Here is a 14,357-nt window from a genome sequence, read left to right as displayed (position 1 = left end):
CTTGCGATGGAGATGGAGATGGAGATGAGTACCGAGGGGTGGTGATTACGGCGTATTCATCACTGAATGCGCGATCCGTCGGCCTTGCGTGTTCGAGGTTAGGATCCTTGGGTGAGACTGTCCAAGACTTGCTTGGACATACTTGAGTCCTCCGAGGTCCTACATGCTTGACCTGCGCCAACTCCGCTACTTCGTCGCCGTCGCCGAGACCGAACACGTCGGCCGTGCCGCCGAGCGGCTGCACATCTCCCAGTCGCCGCTCAGCCGGCAGATCGCCCAGCTCGAGAAGAACCTGGGCCTGACCCTTTTCGAACGCAGCCAGCAGCGCATCCGGCTGACCTCCGACGGCCGGGTCTTCCTGACCGAGGCGCGTGCCCTGCTGCGCCACGCTGACCGGCTGGAGAACCTCGGCCGGCGGCTCGGCCGCGGCGAGGAGGGCGGTCTGTGCATCGGCTACGTGGCCGACGCCATGCACACGGGCATCCTGCCCACCGCCCTGCGCACCCTGCGCGATCGACGCCCGGGCATTCACGTCGCGCTGTACGACCAGGAGTCGGCCGAGCAGTTCGAGGGACTGCGCCAGCGCAGCCTCGACATCGCGCTCGTGCGCACGCCGCCGCCCGAGGACGACCCGGACCTGGACACCGCCCCTTTGCTGCGGGATCCGCTGCTGCTCGCGCTGCCCGCGGAGCATCCCCTCGCTGGGCGGGCGGAGTTGACCCCCGAGGCCCTCGACGGGCAGCCGTGGATCGCGGTGGGCGACTCCCACGACCCGGCCTGGCGTGACACGTTCGTCGCGTCGTGCGTGGCCTCCGGCTTCACCCCGGACATCCGTCTGGACGCGGCCGATCCGCTCACCGCGCTGGGGCTGGTCGCCTCCGGTCTCGGCCTCGCGCTCATCCAGAAGAGCATGATGCGCGGCACGACCGACGGTGTCGCGGTACGCGAACTGCCCTGGCACGGAGCGTCTGTCCAACTGTGGGCGGCCTGGCACCGGATCGATCTACGGCCCGTGGTCGCCTCGTTCCGCGAGACGGTCCTCGCGGGCCGGGGCGCCGCCTGAGCGCAGCCGGAATGTGAGAGTCACCTTCACACAGCTCATTTTTATAAACGCAGATCAGGGTCCGCGTAGTGTGCGCAATTCCTGTGAACAGCCTGTCGATTTAGGTTTTTCGGAGCTTTTCGGAACCGTATCTCCCCAGGTCATGTCTGTAGGATCGTGCTCGCCGCGGGGCCGGGAGAAAGCCCGGAAGCGCGGCCTTCCGGGCTTTCTCTTGCATGAGAGAAGCCTGAGAGACGCATAAGAGAAGTAATTCGAGAAACAAAACAAGGAGTTATCTGTGAACGTGCGTATAGCCGCCGTGTCCGTGGTCTCCGCCGCGCTCGTCGCCGTCGGTACCACTGCCGCCGTCGCCGCCCCGGCGCCCAGCATCACCCTCAAGGCCAACCACGCTGCCGTGAAGCTCGGCGACGTGGTCACCTTCACCGGCAAGACCGCCGGTCTGAAGGAGGGCAGCAAGGTCACGCTCCAGGTCAAGACCGGCAAGACCTGGAAGTCCCTGCCGGTGACCGCCAAGGTCAACCACAGCGCCTACAAGCTGACCGACAAGTTCCAGAAGAAGGGCGTCCAGGTCCTGCGCGTCAAGGACGGCGCCGCCGTGTCCAAGGGTGTCTCGGTCACCGTCCGCTGACGCCGACCACCCCGCACTGACACACCCCTGAGCCCTGCCCCACCCCGTTCGATCCGGGGTGGGGCAGGAGGTCAGGAGTATGCCGCACCGACCGGCCGACACCCGCACCGCACGGGTTACTTCTTCGCCCTACTTCTTCTTCGCCGCCCGCTTCGTGAGCACCGCGAGTACTGCCGGGATCAGCATCTCGACGACCCGCGTGACGGTCGCCGGCGGCAGTCCCGTCTTCTTGGCCACCGCGTTCGCCACAGGCTTGGCCGCCTTCGCCAGCACTCCGGCCATGAGCCCCCCGGTCGCGAACCCGCCCAGCATGGCCACGCCCTGGAGCGGAGCCTCCTGGGGTGCCTCGGCGGCCGGGGACTCCACGGCCGCCGCCTCGCCGGACAGCGCCGAGGCCGTCGTGCCGACGACCTCCCTCGCGCCTGCCTCGTCCGTGCCCAGCAGCCCCGCGATCTCCTGCACCTTGTCGCCGCCCAGTTCGTCGAGGACGGCGCTCTGGAAAGTCGTAGCCGAGGGTTCGCTCATGTCCGAAACGCTACGTCCGCTCCGTTTCGTCGGCACCCGGAAGCTGTCTTGAAGAATTCTCAAGATGCCGTACAACCCTCCCCGTAGTCCGTGGGTCGTACATGGCATCAGGACTCTTGGAGGGGGATCTGGGGGGATCGTGAGGGGTCCTGATGTTGGAGGGGAAAACCCGAGGGGGCTTGGTCGACGGACCGGGCCCCCTCGAATTTGAAAGTGTTACACATTCGCCCGAACTGTCACACTTCTAGAAGAACACCCCGCACCGCAGCAGCACATTCGCGTACGGCCGCGCCTCGCCCGTCCGTACGATCAGCCGCGCATCCGCCGACAGCTCCTTGAGCCGCTCGTGGGAGACGAGGTCCAGGCCGTCGGGGAAGCGCGCGTCGAGCAGCGCCGTGGCCGCCCGATTCGCGCCGCGCACCTCGCTCGCCGCCGTCGCGCCCTCCACCACCAGCTCGGCCAGCAGCCCGTCCAGCACCTCCTCGAACGACGGCACCCCGGCCCGGAACGCCAGGTCCACCACCCGGGGCCCCTTCGGGATCGGCATCCCGGCGTCGCACACCAGCACCCCGTCCCCGTGCCCCAACTCGGCCAGCGCGCCGGAGAGATGACGGTTGAGAATCCCTGCCTTCTTCACAGTGCCGCGACCTCGTCCGCCGTCGGGAAGGAGTCCTGGGCGCCCTTCTTGGTGACGGCCACCGCCCCGACCCTGGCCGCGTACGCGGCAGCCTCGGCCAACGACAACCCCGCACCCAACTTCCAGGCCAGCGCCGCGGTGAACGCGTCCCCCGCGCCCGTCGTGTCCACGGCGTCCACCTTCACGGACGGCACCCGGGTGACCCCGTCCTTGGACGCCACCAACGCACCCTCCGCGCCCAGCGTCACGACCACCGAACGCGGCCCCTTCGCCAGCAGGATCCGCGCCCAGTCCTCGGGCCGCTCGCTCACACACGCGTCCCCGAGGATCACCTTCGCCTCGTGCTCGTTGACGATCAACGGGTCGCAGGCGGCCAGGACTTCGGCCGGGAGCGGCCGCGGCGGCGACGGGTTCAGCACGAAGCGGCTGCCGTCCGCGAGACTCCGTACGACTTCTACGACCGTCTCCAGCGGGATCTCCAGCTGTACGGAGACCACCCGGGCGGCCTGGAAGAGGCACCCGGCGGCCTGGACGTCCACGGGGAACAGCTTTCCGTTGGCGCCGGGCGACACCACGATGCTGTTGTCGCCCGACGGGTCCACCGTGATCAGCGCGACCCCGGTCGGCGCACCGCCGACCAGCACACCCACCGTGTCGACACCGGCGGCCCTCTGCGAGTCGAGCAGCAGCCGGCCGTTCGCGTCGTCGCCGACCCGGGCCAGCAGGACCGTACGGGCTCCCAACCGGGCGGCGGCGACCGCCTGGTTGGCACCCTTGCCGCCGGGGTGGACGGCCAGGTCGGAACCGAGGACCGTCTCTCCGGCGCCCGGCCGCCGCTCGACGCCGATCACGAGGTCGGCGTTGGCCGATCCCACGACCAGGAGGTCGTAGTCGTACATCAATTGACTCCCCACAGTGGTGACTTGGAGTGTTGATCCGGTCGTTGTCAGGCGGTGGTTGTCGGGCGGTCGTGGTCAGCCGGTGAAGCCGGCCACGTTCTCCTTGGTGACGACCTTGACTGGCACCTTCACCGTCGTCTCCACCTTCTTGCCCTGAGCCGCGCGCAGCGCGTTGTCCACGGCAATCTTGCCGAGCTGGCTCGGCTGCTGTGCCACGGACGCGTACAGCGTGCCCTGCTTGACGGCGGTCAGGCCGTCCGGCGTGCCGTCGAAGCCGACGACCGAGACCGACTTGCCGGCCTTGGAGCCGAGCGCCTTGATCGCGCCGAGCGCCATCTCGTCGTTGGCGGCGATGACGCCCTGGACGTCGGGGTGGGCCTGGAGCAGGTTCGACATCACGTCGAGGCCCTTGGTGCGGTCGAAGTCGGCGGGCTGCTGGGCGACGACCTGGATACCGGGGTAGGCCTTGAGCCCCTTGGCGAAGCCCTCCGCCCGCTCGCGCGCCGCCGAAGTGCCCGCCTGGCCCTGGAGGATGACGATCTTGCCGCTGCCGCCGAGCTTCTCGGCGACGGTCTTGGCGGCGAGTTCACCGCCCACGACGTTGTCGGAGGCGACGAGCGTGTCCACGGCCGCCTTGTTGACGCCCCGGTCGACGGCGATGACCGGGATCTTCGCCTTGTCGGCGGCCTTCACGGAGTTGCTCGCCGCGTCCGAGTCCACCGGGTTGACGATGATCGCGCCGTAGTTGGAACTGGTGAAGTTCTGCAGCTGGTTGGCCTGCTGGGAGGCGTCGTTCTGCGCGTCCGTGACGGTCAGGTCCAGGCCCAGCTTCTTCGCCTCGGCCTGCGCGCCCGACCGGATCTGCACGAAGAACGGGTTGTTGAGCGTGGAGAGGGACAGACCGAGCTTGGGCTTCGCGGACGTAGCGGAGTCGTTGTGCAGGAAGGAGGTCGCGCCGACGATCGCGATGGTGACGACGGCCGCGAGCGCGTATGTGGTCGCCTGCTTGCCCTTGCTGCCACCGCCACCGCCCGCACCGGAGGCGGGAGTTGCGCCCGCCTTGCGGCGCACGGTGTCCAGCAGGACCGCCAGCGCGATGACGACACCGATGACGACCTGCTGCCAGAAGGCCGACACCGAAAGGAGGTTGAGGCCGTTGCGCAGCACCGCGAGGATCAGCGCGCCGATGAGCGTGCCGGACGCCTTGCCCGTGCCGCCCGCGAGGGAGGCGCCACCGATGACGACCGCGGCGATCGCGTCCAGCTCGTAACCGTCGGCGGCCTGCGGCTGCGCGGAGGAGAGCCGGGAGGCGAGGACGATGCCCGCGGCGGCGGCGAAGACACCGGACAGGGCGTAGATCGCGAGCTTCTGCTTGGAGACGCGCAACCCCGAGAGCCGCGCGGCCTCTTCGTTGCCGCCGATCGCGTACATGGAGCGGCCGATGTAGGTCCGCCCGAGGATGAAGGCCGCGATGAGCCCCATCGCGATCATCACCAGGACCGGCACCGGCAGCCAGCCGCCGAGCGTGTCACCGAGGTGCGAGACCGAGTCCGGGAAGGCGATCGGGGAACCCTGCGAGATCACCAGCGACAGCCCGCGCGCCACCGACAGCATCGCCAACGTCGCGATGAACGGCGGGAGTTTGCCGTAGGCGATGAGGAAACCGTTGACGAGACCGGCCGCGATGCCCGTGGCGATCGCGAGGACGACGGCGAGGAAGACCGGGACGCCGTGCTGCGTGGCGCTCCAGGCCAGCACGGTGGCCGAGAGGGCCGCCACCGAACCGACCGACAGGTCGATGCCCGCCGAGACGATCACGAAGGTGACGCCGAAGGCGAGGATGGCGGTCACGGCCGCCTGGACACCGACGTTGAGGAGGTTGTCGGTGGTCAGGAAGTCGCCGGACAGCGCCGACATGGCGATGACCAGGACGATGAGCGCGGTCAACGCGCCGTTGTCCAGGAGCAGTCGGCGGATCCCCGAGGCGCCACTCGCGCCCGGCGTGCTCTTGAGCGTGTCAGTGGCCACGGTGGCCCTCCACAGCGGTAGTTGCTTGGTCTGATGTGCTGGGTGTGCTGACGGCGAGTGCCATCACCGAGTCCTGCGTGGCCTGTTCGGCGGAGAGCTCGCCCGCGATCCGCCCCTGGGCCATGACCAGCACCCGGTCACTCATCCCGAGAACTTCGGGCAGATCACTGGAGATCATGAGCACGGCGGCGCCACCGGCGGTGAGTTCATTGATGAGTTGATAGATCTCGACCTTGGCGCCGACGTCGATACCGCGGGTCGGCTCGTCGAGGATCAGCACCTTGGTGTCGGCGAGCAGCCACTTGCCGATGACGACCTTCTGCTGGTTGCCACCGGACAACGTCCGCACCTGCTGGCCGAGTCCGGCCATCCGCACGCCCAGCTGCTTCGCGATCCGCGCGGCGGCGACCCGCTGCCCGTTGAGGTCGACAAGCCCACCCTTGGTGGCGGCCCGCATGGTGACGAGCCCGAGGTTCTCCTCCACGGACTGGTCGAGGACGAGCCCCTGCCCCTTGCGGTCCTCGGGCACGAGCCCGATCCCGGCCGCCATGGCCGCGTTGACGTCATGCTTGGGGATGAGCCCACCGGAGACGGTGACGGCCCCCTGGTCGTACGGGTCGGCCCCGAAGACAGCCCGTACGACTTCGGTACGACCCGCCCCGACGAGCCCGGCGATGCCGACGACCTCACCGGCCCGCACCTCGAAGCTGATGTCGTGGAAGACCCCGTCCCGGGTGAGTCCTTCGACGCAGAGCAACGCGGCGCCGGCGTCGGCCCGTTCACGCGGATACTGCTGCTCGATCGACCGCCCCACCATGAGCCGTACGAGCTCGTCCTCCGGGGTGGAGGCAGGCACCTGTCCAACGGACCGCCCGTCCCGAATGACGGTGACGCGGTCCCCTAGGGCGGCGATTTCCTCCAGGTGATGGGTGATGAAAACGATCCCGACCCCGTCGGCGCGCAGTTGACGCACGATGGAGAACAGCTTCTCGACCTCTTCCGAGGTGAGGACGGCGGTCGGCTCGTCCATGATCAGCACGCGCGCGTTCAGGCTGAGCGCCTTCGCGATCTCGACCATCTGGAGCCGCGCGATACCGAGTTCACGCACCCGAGCGCGCGGCGAGACGTTCACACCCACCCGCTCCAGCAGCACGGCGGCGTCGGCCTCCATCCGCTTCCGGTCGATCATCCCGAGGCGACGCGGCTGCCGCCCCAGAAAGATGTTCTCGGCGACCGTCAGATCGGGAACGAGGTTGAACTCCTGGTAGATGGTGGCGATCCCGAGGTGCGCGGAGTCCTGCGCACTGTGGATGCGCACCTCCTCGCCACCGGCCAGGATGCGACCGCCGTCGGGGCGGTAGGCGCCGGAGAGCATCTTGATGAGGGTGCTCTTGCCCGCGCCGTTCTCACCGAGCAGCACATGGACCTCACCCCGGCGCAGATCGAAGTCGACGCCGTCCAGCGCGACGACACCGGGGAAGGTCTTGCGGATGCCCTCGATGCGCAGCAACTCGTCCTGGTTGCTCACGACTTGCTCCTTCGAACAGGGGATGACGAGGTTCCCGGCTCACCGCGTTCGCCGCACGAGCGGCGTACGACGAGCCGGGCGGGGAGGGTGACGGACTGCGGCGCCCGCCCCTCGATCAGATCGATCAGGGCGCGCACGGCGGCCCGCCCCAGCTCACTGGTCGGCTGAGCGATCGCGGTGATCGGCGGATCGGTGTGCACGAACCACCGGATGTCGTCGAACGCGGCCAGCGCGAGATCCTCCGGAACCCGCAACCCACGCGCGCGTACGGCGTCCAGAGCACCCAGGGCCATCAGGTTGTCGGCGGCGAACACGACCTCGGGCGGCTCGGGCAGATCGAGGAAGCCCTCGGTGACCCGCCGCCCGCTCTCGACCTGGAAGTCGCCCTGGCCGATGTAGACGTCGGGGAGGGGTATCCCGTACTCGGCCAGCGCGTCCCTGAAGGCAGCGACGCGCTCACTACCGGTGGTCGTAGCAGCAGGCCCCCCGATGATGGCGAGCCTGCGATGCCCGAGCCCGTGCAGATGCGCGACGAGATCCCGGATCGCGGCCCGTCCGTCGGCCCGCACGACGGGCACGTCCAGGCCCGGGATCCACCGGTCCACGAACACCATCGGGGTCCCGGCTCGGGCGGCGTCCAGCATGCCGGGGGAGCCGCCGTCGGTGGGGGAGACGAGCAGTCCGTCGATACGCCGGTCCAGCAGCGTCCGCACGTGGTGGTCCTGCAGCTCCGGCCGCTCGTCGGCGTTGCCGATGATGACGCTGTACCCGAGGGCGCGGGCCTCCTCCTCGACGGAGCGGGCCAGCTCGGTGAAGTACGGGTTGAGCACGTCGCTGATGACCAGCCCGAGCGTGCGGGTCTGATCGGTGCGCAACGAACGGGCGACGGCGTTGGGGCGATAACCCAGCGCCTCTACGGCGGCCACCACGCGGGTACGCGCGTCGTCACTGACCGACGGATGGTCGTTCAGCACCCGCGACACCGTGGCCACGGAGACCCCGGCCGCGGCGGCGACGTCCTTGATGCTCGCCATCGCCGTTCCACCTCCTCGTGGAATCGATTACATGGAGGATTGGAATCGATTACACGGGAGTAAATCAAGCCCCCGGCCGACCTCTGAGACCCGATCGTGATGAACCCTGCTCATCGGAGCGTCGCGTATGCGGTGGCTGTTTCTGCCCGTGCCGGAGTGCTGCCGGTCACCCGTGGTTCGTGCCGGCCGGCGCCGACGGAGAACCCGCGAGCGCCGACGCCAACGTGCCCGTGACGGCGCTCTTGGGCCCGGATGCCGTCAGGACCCCGGCAATGGGTCCTGGCCGAGCATGCGCCGTCCGTTGTCGGCCGAGGTGCGCACCGCGTCGAATCCATATCCGGTCATCACGGATTCGTAATCGGCGAGCGCGTCGATGACCGGCCGGCCATGGGCTGCCTTCCCCAGCGCGGCGGCGAGCAGGCCGGCGTCGCGCAGGGCGGTGTTCGCGCCGATCCCGCCTGCCGGGCTCATCGCGTGGACAGCGTCCCCGAGCAGCGTGATGCGGCTCGGGTGCCATGCGGGGATGGGCACGCTGGTGCGCAAGGTCAGGGGGAAGACGCTTTCGGGAATCCAGTGTTCGATGATCCGGCGGACCTGCGGGTGCCACCCCTCGATCAGCCGGAGGGTTGCCCGCTGAAGTTCGGATCCGGTCATTGTCTGCAACTGGGCGTCGTCGTACGGGAGATGATCCCGGTGGGAACCGAAGGAGACCGTCATGTAGTCCGCGCTGTCGTCCAGGGCCGCCATCGGCGCGAGGCGGTCGGCTGCCCGTCTCGGCGGCTCGAGAAATTCGACCGGGGCGATGCCGACGAACTGCCTTTCCGGTCCGATGACCGGCGTGAACACGGCAAACATCTCCTCCCGGAAGAGGGGCCTGGTCGTCTTCGTGAGGGGCACCTTGCCGTACAGCTGCCGCAGGCCCGTGTCCACCACCCGTGCGTGCGGCAGATGCTGACGGCGTACAGGGGAGTTGACCCCGTCTGCGGCGACGAGCACATCGCCGCTCGCCTCGGTCCCGTCGCCCAAGCAGGCCACGACCCGGCCGTCCGCCCCGGTGCGGTAGTGGGTGAACCTTTTGCCGAACGTGACGGCGTCCGCCAGCCCCGTCAGCAGTATCCGACGCAGCGTCAGCCGGTCGACCGCGAGATGAGTGCCTCCGTCCCCCGCCAGTATGGCCAACTGCCTCAGCCGACTGTCGAATACGGGCGTGCGCGGCAGCGGCACCCCGGCCGTGGCCCGGAACAGCCGGTGCAGCTCCGGGGGCAGGGAGTCGGCCAGGGAGCTGTCCCCGTGGGTGTCGATGTGGATGCGATAGCCCTGTTGACGGGACACCAGGTCGACGTCCCGTTCGTACACCGAGAATCCGATGTTCCGCCGGCGCAGGCCCTGTGCGAGACAGAGCCCGCCCAGCCCCGCGCCGATGACGATCACGTGTGGATACGGCATGCCGGCCGTCCCTTCCTCGCGCAACGACAGAGAAAGGGACACACAGGTCACACCTGGCGTTGGCAGTCCCGTACACGGAGGCTGCCGGCGAAGTGAGGTGTTCGGCGCGTTTCGGCGCTGCCCGGACTAACCCGTACCGGGCCGTGTCTTCGCGTGTCCTCGACCCGCACGCTAACAAACTTGGCGCCTTGATCTCCATGCCCACAGAGGTGCCAGGCATCCCGACCACATCCCGAACACGGCCACGTGAGCGGTGCGGCCCTTTGCCCGTCCCCGCCGGGGGGACCCTCCCCGCAGAAGTGTGACGCTTTCCGCAGGAGTGTCACAGTTCTGCGGGTCACCTCTCCTGGGGCTGGGCGCCCCGCGCGTCACTCAACGTCGAAGCCCCCTCAAGCAGCAGCGAGCTCACACCACACGAGCTTCCCCCGCCTGCCGTTCCGGGACAACGGCTGCCAGCCCCATTGGTCGGCGCAGGCCCGGACCAGGGCGAGGCCGCGGCCGTCTTCCGCGTCGCCGAGTTCCTCCAACGACCGTGGTGGCTCCGGAGGTTGGGGGTCCGCGTCCCACGCCCCGAGCCGTAGCACCCCCGCCACCCAGCCCACCCGCAGGGCGGCGGGCCCGTTCGCGTGCAGTACGGCGTTGGCGACCAGCTCCGTCGCGAGGAGTTCGGCGGTGTCGGCGAGGCGGATCAGGCCGTGCACGGTGAGGATCAGGCGCAGGGTGCGGCGGCTGACGGTGACGGCACGCAGGTCGTTCGGGATGTAGAGGCAGTACTCCCAGGGCGCGGGTGGGTTTTCGGGCATGCGCCAACTCCGGTTCGGTGATGGGGGTTTCGGAGAACTGCGGGGTGTCGCGGGCGGTGGCTTGCCGCAGCCGTCCCGGCAGGACGGAGTGGTGCGCTTCCGGTACCCCGGTATTTCCGCAGCGTGTGCGTCGCATCACCGACGGTAGGGGTAACGTGTAACCCCGAGCAAGTCAATCGCGTAATCCGCCCCGAACGAGGAGCAGTTCATGGTCCAGAGGCGCGAACCAACCGCACGCAACATGCGTCTGGGGATTGAACTGCGCAGGCTCCGCGAGGAGGCCGGGCTCACCGCCGTTGAGGCAGCAGCGCTGCTCGGGGCGAACCGCGTCCAGATGAGCCACATCGAATCCGGACTCGTGGGCGTGAGTGAGGAACGGGTACGCCGTCTCGCTTCCCACTACGCCTGTACGGACAAGGAGTTCATCGACGCACTGGTCTCGATGGCCACCGACCGTACGCGTGGCTGGTGGGAGGAGTACCGGGGTCTGCTGCCCACGTCGTTCCTGGACCTTGCCGAACTGGACCACCACGCCACGTTTCTGCAGGAGGTGGCGATCCTGTACGTACCGGGTCTGCTGCAGACGGAGGACTACGCCCGCGCGGTTTTCTCCGCCAGGGTGCCCGAACTCACCCACGACGAGCTTGAGTTGCGCGTCCGGCACCGGATGAGGCGTCAACAGACCAACATCCCGTACGAGTTGGTGATCCACGAGTCGGCCCTGCGGATCAGGGTCAGTGACCGCGCAGCCTCCCGAGCCCAACTCGCCAAGCTCCTCGAACTTTCCCGAGCGGACACCGTCACCGTGCGTGTCATCCCGTTCGACCTGGACGGCTTCGCCAGAGCCGCGAGTGCCATGACGTACGCGGGCGGTCAGGTTCCCAAACTGGACACGGTGGTGCGGGATGTACCCCATGGCTCGGCTTTCATCGACTCCGAAGCACAACTCGGCGCCTTTCGAACGCGCTTCCGTAAGGTGGAGGCCGTGTCACTCGCCCCTGAACGGTCGTGTGACTTCATCAACAGGCTGGCGAAAGAGTTGTGAGGCATGCCATGAGCAGCTGGCGGAAGTCGTCCTACTCGGGCCCGGACGACGGGAACAACTGCGTGGAGATCGCAAACTCCCCCACTCGCATAGCCGTCCGCGACTCCAAGGTCCCGGCCCGAGCCACCCTCAGCTTCCCCGCCGAGGCCTTCACTGCCTTCATCAACAGGCTGGCGAAGGAGCTGTGACCGCATGATCACCCCTGGCACTTGGCAGAAGTCATCGTTCTCCGGGGGCGGCCAGGGCGACGCCTGCGTGGAGATCGCCTACCGCCACCCGCACATAGCCATCAGGGACTCGAAGGTCCCGACCCACGCCACCCTCACCTTCCCCACCTTCACCACCTTCATAGAAGCCCTGAAGCAGCACCCCCACCCCTGACCCCACCCCCACTGTCACACCCGCCCGGTACCGTCGACCCATGTCCAACCAGGCGGCAAAACCGGGGACCCCCACAGGCGAGCGCCACCTCGCCGTCCTCGAAGGCGTCCTGGAACGCATCACCTACGCCAACGAGGACAACGGCTACACAGTCGCCCGCGTCGACACCGGCCGAGGCGGCGGCGATCTCCTCACCGTCGTAGGCGCGCTGCTCGGCGCCCAGGCCGGCGAATCCCTCCGCATGGAGGGCCGTTGGGGCTCGCACCCCCAATACGGCAAGCAGTTCACCGTGGAGAACTACACAACACTCCTCCCCGCCACCATCCAGGGCATCCGCCGCTACCTCGGCTCCGGCCTCGTCAAGGGCATCGGCCCCGTCTTCGCCGACCGCATCACCCAGCACTTCGGCCTGGACACGCTCCAGATCATCGAGGACGAGCCCAAGCGGCTCATCGAGGTCCCCGGGCTCGGACCCAAGCGGACGAAGAAGATCGCCGAGGCCTGGGAGGAGCAGAAGGCGATCAAGGAGGTCATGCTCTTCCTCCAGACCGTCGAGGTGTCCACGTCGATCGCGGTCCGCATCTACAAGAAGTACGGCGACGCGTCGATCTCCGTCGTCAAGAACCAGCCGTACCGCCTCGCCTCCGACGTCTGGGGCATCGGTTTCCTCACCGCCGACAAGATCGCCCAGTCCGTCGGCATCCCGCACGACAGCCCGGAGCGCGTCAAGGCAGGCCTCCAGTACGCCCTTTCGCAGGCCACCGACCAGGGCAACTGCTACCTCCCCGAAGAGCGGCTCATCGCCGACGCGGTGAAGCTCCTCCAGGTCGACACCGGCCTCGTCATCGAGTGCCTCGCCGAACTCGCCCTCCCGGACGAGGAGTCGGGCGACCCCGGTGTCGTACGCGAGAAGGTCCCCGGCCCCGACGGCAGCCCCGACCCCGTCACCGCCGTCTACCTCGTCCCCTTCCACCGCGCCGAACTCTCCCTCGCCGCCCAGCTCCGCCGCCTCCTGCGCACGGACGCGGACCGCATGCCCGGCTTCCACGACGTGGCCTGGGACAAGGCGCTGGCCTGGCTGAAGGGCAAGACGGGCGTGGAGCTCGCGGCCGAGCAAGAGGCCGCCGTCAAGCTCGCGTTGACCAAGAAAGTCGCCGTCCTCACCGGCGGCCCCGGCTGCGGAAAGTCCTTCACGGTCCGCTCGATCGTCGAGCTGGCCCGCGCCAAGAAGGCCAAGGTCGTCCTCGCCGCCCCCACCGGCCGCGCCGCCAAACGCCTCGCCGAGCTCACCGGCGCCGAGGCCTCAACTGTCCACCGCCTCCTGGAACTCAAGCCCGGCGGCGACGCGGCCTACGACAAGGACCGCCCCCTGGACGCCGATCTCGTGGTCGTGGACGAGGCGTCCATGCTCGACCTCCTCCTCGCCAACAAGCTGGTGAAGGCGGTCCCCCCAGGAGCCCACCTCCTCTTCGTCGGAGACGTGGACCAACTCCCCAGCGTCGGCGCCGGCGAGGTGCTGCGCGACCTGCTGGCCGACGGCGGTCCGATCCCCGCCGTACGCCTCACGCGTGTGTTCCGCCAGGCCCAGCAGTCCGGCGTGATCACCAACGCGCACCGGATCAACGCCGGGCAGCATCCGGTCACGGACGGCATGAAGGACTTCTTCCTCTTCGTCGAGGACGACACGGAGGAGGTCGGCCGGCTCACCGTGGACGTGGTGGCGCGCCGGATTCCGGCCAAGTTCGGGCTCGACCCGCGCCGGGACGTGCAGGTGCTCGCGCCCATGCACCGGGGACCGGCGGGCGCGGGCAACCTCAACGGACTGCTCCAGCAGGCGATCACGCCCGGTCGCCCCGACCTTCCCGAGAAGCGGTTCGGCGGCCGGGTCTTCCGGGTCGGCGACAAGGTCACCCAGATCCGCAACAACTACGAGAAGGGCGAGAACGGCGTCTTCAACGGCACGGTCGGCGTCGTCACCTCACTCGACCCGGTGGACCAGCGCCTCACGGTGCTGACGGACGAGGACGAGGAGGTTCCGTACGAATTCGATGAACTGGACGAACTGGCGCACGCGTATGCGGTGACAATTCACCGTTCGCAGGGCAGCGAGTATCCGGCTGTGGTGATCCCGGTCACCACGAGCGCGTGGATGATGCTCCAGCGGAACCTTTTGTATACGGCCGTCACCCGGGCCAAACAGCTGGTTGTGCTGGTCGGATCGCGCAAGGCGATCGGGCAGGCCGTGCGCACGGTGTCGGCGGGGCGGCGCTGCACGGCACTGGACTTCCGACTGACCGTAAAAAATGATCGATCAAATGAGTCATGAAGGTCACACAGCAC

General features: G+C 68.5%; 14 protein-coding genes. 6 read left to right on the top strand and 8 right to left on the bottom strand.

Annotated elements, in window-relative coordinates:
• The first annotated feature begins 163 nt into the window (after positions 1-163).
• Together OG588_RS17715 and OG588_RS17710 are read left to right on the top strand one after the other, a co-directional pair.
• Positions 164-1,063, top strand: a complete 900-nt coding sequence (locus OG588_RS17715; protein ID WP_405948138.1) for a LysR substrate-binding domain-containing protein — start codon at positions 164-166, stop codon at positions 1,061-1,063.
• Positions 1,064-1,340: 277 nt separating this feature from the next.
• Positions 1,341-1,691, top strand: coding sequence for a hypothetical protein (locus tag OG588_RS17710; protein ID WP_365989834.1), 351 nt, complete (start codon positions 1,341-1,343; stop codon positions 1,689-1,691).
• Positions 1,692-1,820: 129 nt separating this feature from the next.
• Here OG588_RS17710 and OG588_RS17705 read toward each other — a convergent pair whose 3' ends face one another.
• From OG588_RS17705 to OG588_RS17670, 8 genes are all read right to left on the bottom strand, one after another.
• Positions 1,821-2,216 carry a DUF937 domain-containing protein gene (locus tag OG588_RS17705; protein ID WP_405948137.1) on the bottom strand — a complete coding sequence of 132 codons (396 nt, stop codon included), beginning with the start codon at positions 2,214-2,216 and terminating at the stop codon, positions 1,821-1,823.
• A gap of 244 nt (positions 2,217-2,460) precedes the next feature.
• Positions 2,461-2,853: a D-ribose pyranase gene (gene rbsD, locus OG588_RS17700; protein WP_266856957.1), complete on the bottom strand. Its 393-nt coding sequence runs from the start codon at positions 2,851-2,853 to the stop codon at positions 2,461-2,463.
• Positions 2,850-3,752 (bottom strand): ribokinase, encoded by a 903-nt coding sequence (locus OG588_RS17695; RefSeq protein WP_266856955.1) that lies wholly within the window; start codon positions 3,750-3,752, stop codon positions 2,850-2,852. Before OG588_RS17695 ends, rbsD begins: the two co-directional genes overlap by 4 nt.
• A gap of 75 nt (positions 3,753-3,827) precedes the next feature.
• On the bottom strand, positions 3,828-5,780 hold the full coding sequence (locus OG588_RS17690; protein ID WP_405948136.1) for a substrate-binding domain-containing protein: 1,953 nt from the start codon (positions 5,778-5,780) through the stop codon (positions 3,828-3,830).
• Complete coding sequence (locus OG588_RS17685; protein WP_405948135.1) at positions 5,770-7,308, bottom strand: sugar ABC transporter ATP-binding protein; 1,539 nt, start codon at positions 7,306-7,308, stop codon at positions 5,770-5,772. The genes OG588_RS17690 and OG588_RS17685 overlap by 11 nt, the downstream gene beginning before the upstream one ends.
• Positions 7,305-8,342 (bottom strand): LacI family DNA-binding transcriptional regulator, encoded by a 1,038-nt coding sequence (locus tag OG588_RS17680; RefSeq protein WP_405948134.1) that lies wholly within the window; start codon positions 8,340-8,342, stop codon positions 7,305-7,307. The genes OG588_RS17685 and OG588_RS17680 overlap by 4 nt, the downstream gene beginning before the upstream one ends.
• 258 nt (positions 8,343-8,600) lie before the next feature.
• Positions 8,601-9,830 (bottom strand): FAD-dependent oxidoreductase, encoded by a 1,230-nt coding sequence (locus OG588_RS17675; RefSeq protein WP_405948133.1) that lies wholly within the window; start codon positions 9,828-9,830, stop codon positions 8,601-8,603.
• Positions 9,831-10,177: 347 nt separating this feature from the next.
• Complete coding sequence (locus OG588_RS17670; RefSeq protein ID WP_405948132.1) at positions 10,178-10,591, bottom strand: ATP-binding protein; 414 nt, start codon at positions 10,589-10,591, stop codon at positions 10,178-10,180.
• A 208-nt stretch (positions 10,592-10,799) separates the two neighbouring features.
• On the opposite strand from OG588_RS17670, the gene OG588_RS17665 reads away from it, so the two are divergent.
• Genes OG588_RS17665 through OG588_RS17650 form a run of 4 tightly spaced genes read left to right on the top strand, consistent with a single transcriptional unit; the run spans position 10,800 to position 14,343 of the window.
• A complete protein-coding gene (locus OG588_RS17665; protein WP_405948131.1) occupies positions 10,800-11,636 on the top strand; it encodes a helix-turn-helix domain-containing protein in 837 nt (278 codons plus the stop codon).
• A gap of 8 nt (positions 11,637-11,644) precedes the next feature.
• Complete coding sequence (locus tag OG588_RS17660) at positions 11,645-11,824, top strand: DUF397 domain-containing protein (protein WP_405948130.1); 180 nt, start codon at positions 11,645-11,647, stop codon at positions 11,822-11,824.
• Between the two features lie 4 nt (positions 11,825-11,828).
• Positions 11,829-12,017, top strand: coding sequence for a DUF397 domain-containing protein (locus OG588_RS17655; RefSeq protein WP_405948129.1), 189 nt, complete (start codon positions 11,829-11,831; stop codon positions 12,015-12,017).
• Positions 12,018-12,057: 40 nt separating this feature from the next.
• On the top strand, positions 12,058-14,343 hold the full coding sequence (locus OG588_RS17650; protein ID WP_405948128.1) for an ATP-dependent RecD-like DNA helicase: 2,286 nt from the start codon (positions 12,058-12,060) through the stop codon (positions 14,341-14,343).
• Positions 14,344-14,357 lie beyond the last annotated feature (14 nt).

This window comes from Streptomyces prunicolor, assembly GCF_045162825.1.
GTDB classification, from domain to species: domain Bacteria; phylum Actinomycetota; class Actinomycetes; order Streptomycetales; family Streptomycetaceae; genus Streptomyces; species Streptomyces prunicolor.
Note: the sequence above shows the minus strand (reverse complement) of the source record. Positions and strands in the feature narration are given on the sequence as shown.

Bases quoted from the DNA above. Each gene is read 5' to 3' on its own strand.
- OG588_RS17715 (WP_405948138.1), top strand. From the start codon at position 164: ATGCTTGACCTGCGCCAACTCCGCTACTTCGTCGCCGTCGCCGAGACC.
- OG588_RS17705 (WP_405948137.1), bottom strand. From the start codon at position 2,216: ATGAGCGAACCCTCGGCTACGACTTTCCAGAGCGCCGTCCTCGACGAA.
- OG588_RS17695 (WP_266856955.1), bottom strand. From the start codon at position 3,752: ATGTACGACTACGACCTCCTGGTCGTGGGATCGGCCAACGCCGACCTC.
- OG588_RS17680 (WP_405948134.1), bottom strand. From the start codon at position 8,342: ATGGCGAGCATCAAGGACGTCGCCGCCGCGGCCGGGGTCTCCGTGGCC.
- OG588_RS17670 (WP_405948132.1), bottom strand. From the start codon at position 10,591: ATGCCCGAAAACCCACCCGCGCCCTGGGAGTACTGCCTCTACATCCCG.
- OG588_RS17665 (WP_405948131.1), top strand. From the start codon at position 10,800: ATGGTCCAGAGGCGCGAACCAACCGCACGCAACATGCGTCTGGGGATT.
- OG588_RS17660 (WP_405948130.1), top strand. From the start codon at position 11,645: ATGAGCAGCTGGCGGAAGTCGTCCTACTCGGGCCCGGACGACGGGAAC.
- OG588_RS17655 (WP_405948129.1), top strand. From the start codon at position 11,829: ATGATCACCCCTGGCACTTGGCAGAAGTCATCGTTCTCCGGGGGCGGC.
- OG588_RS17650 (WP_405948128.1), top strand. From the start codon at position 12,058: ATGTCCAACCAGGCGGCAAAACCGGGGACCCCCACAGGCGAGCGCCAC.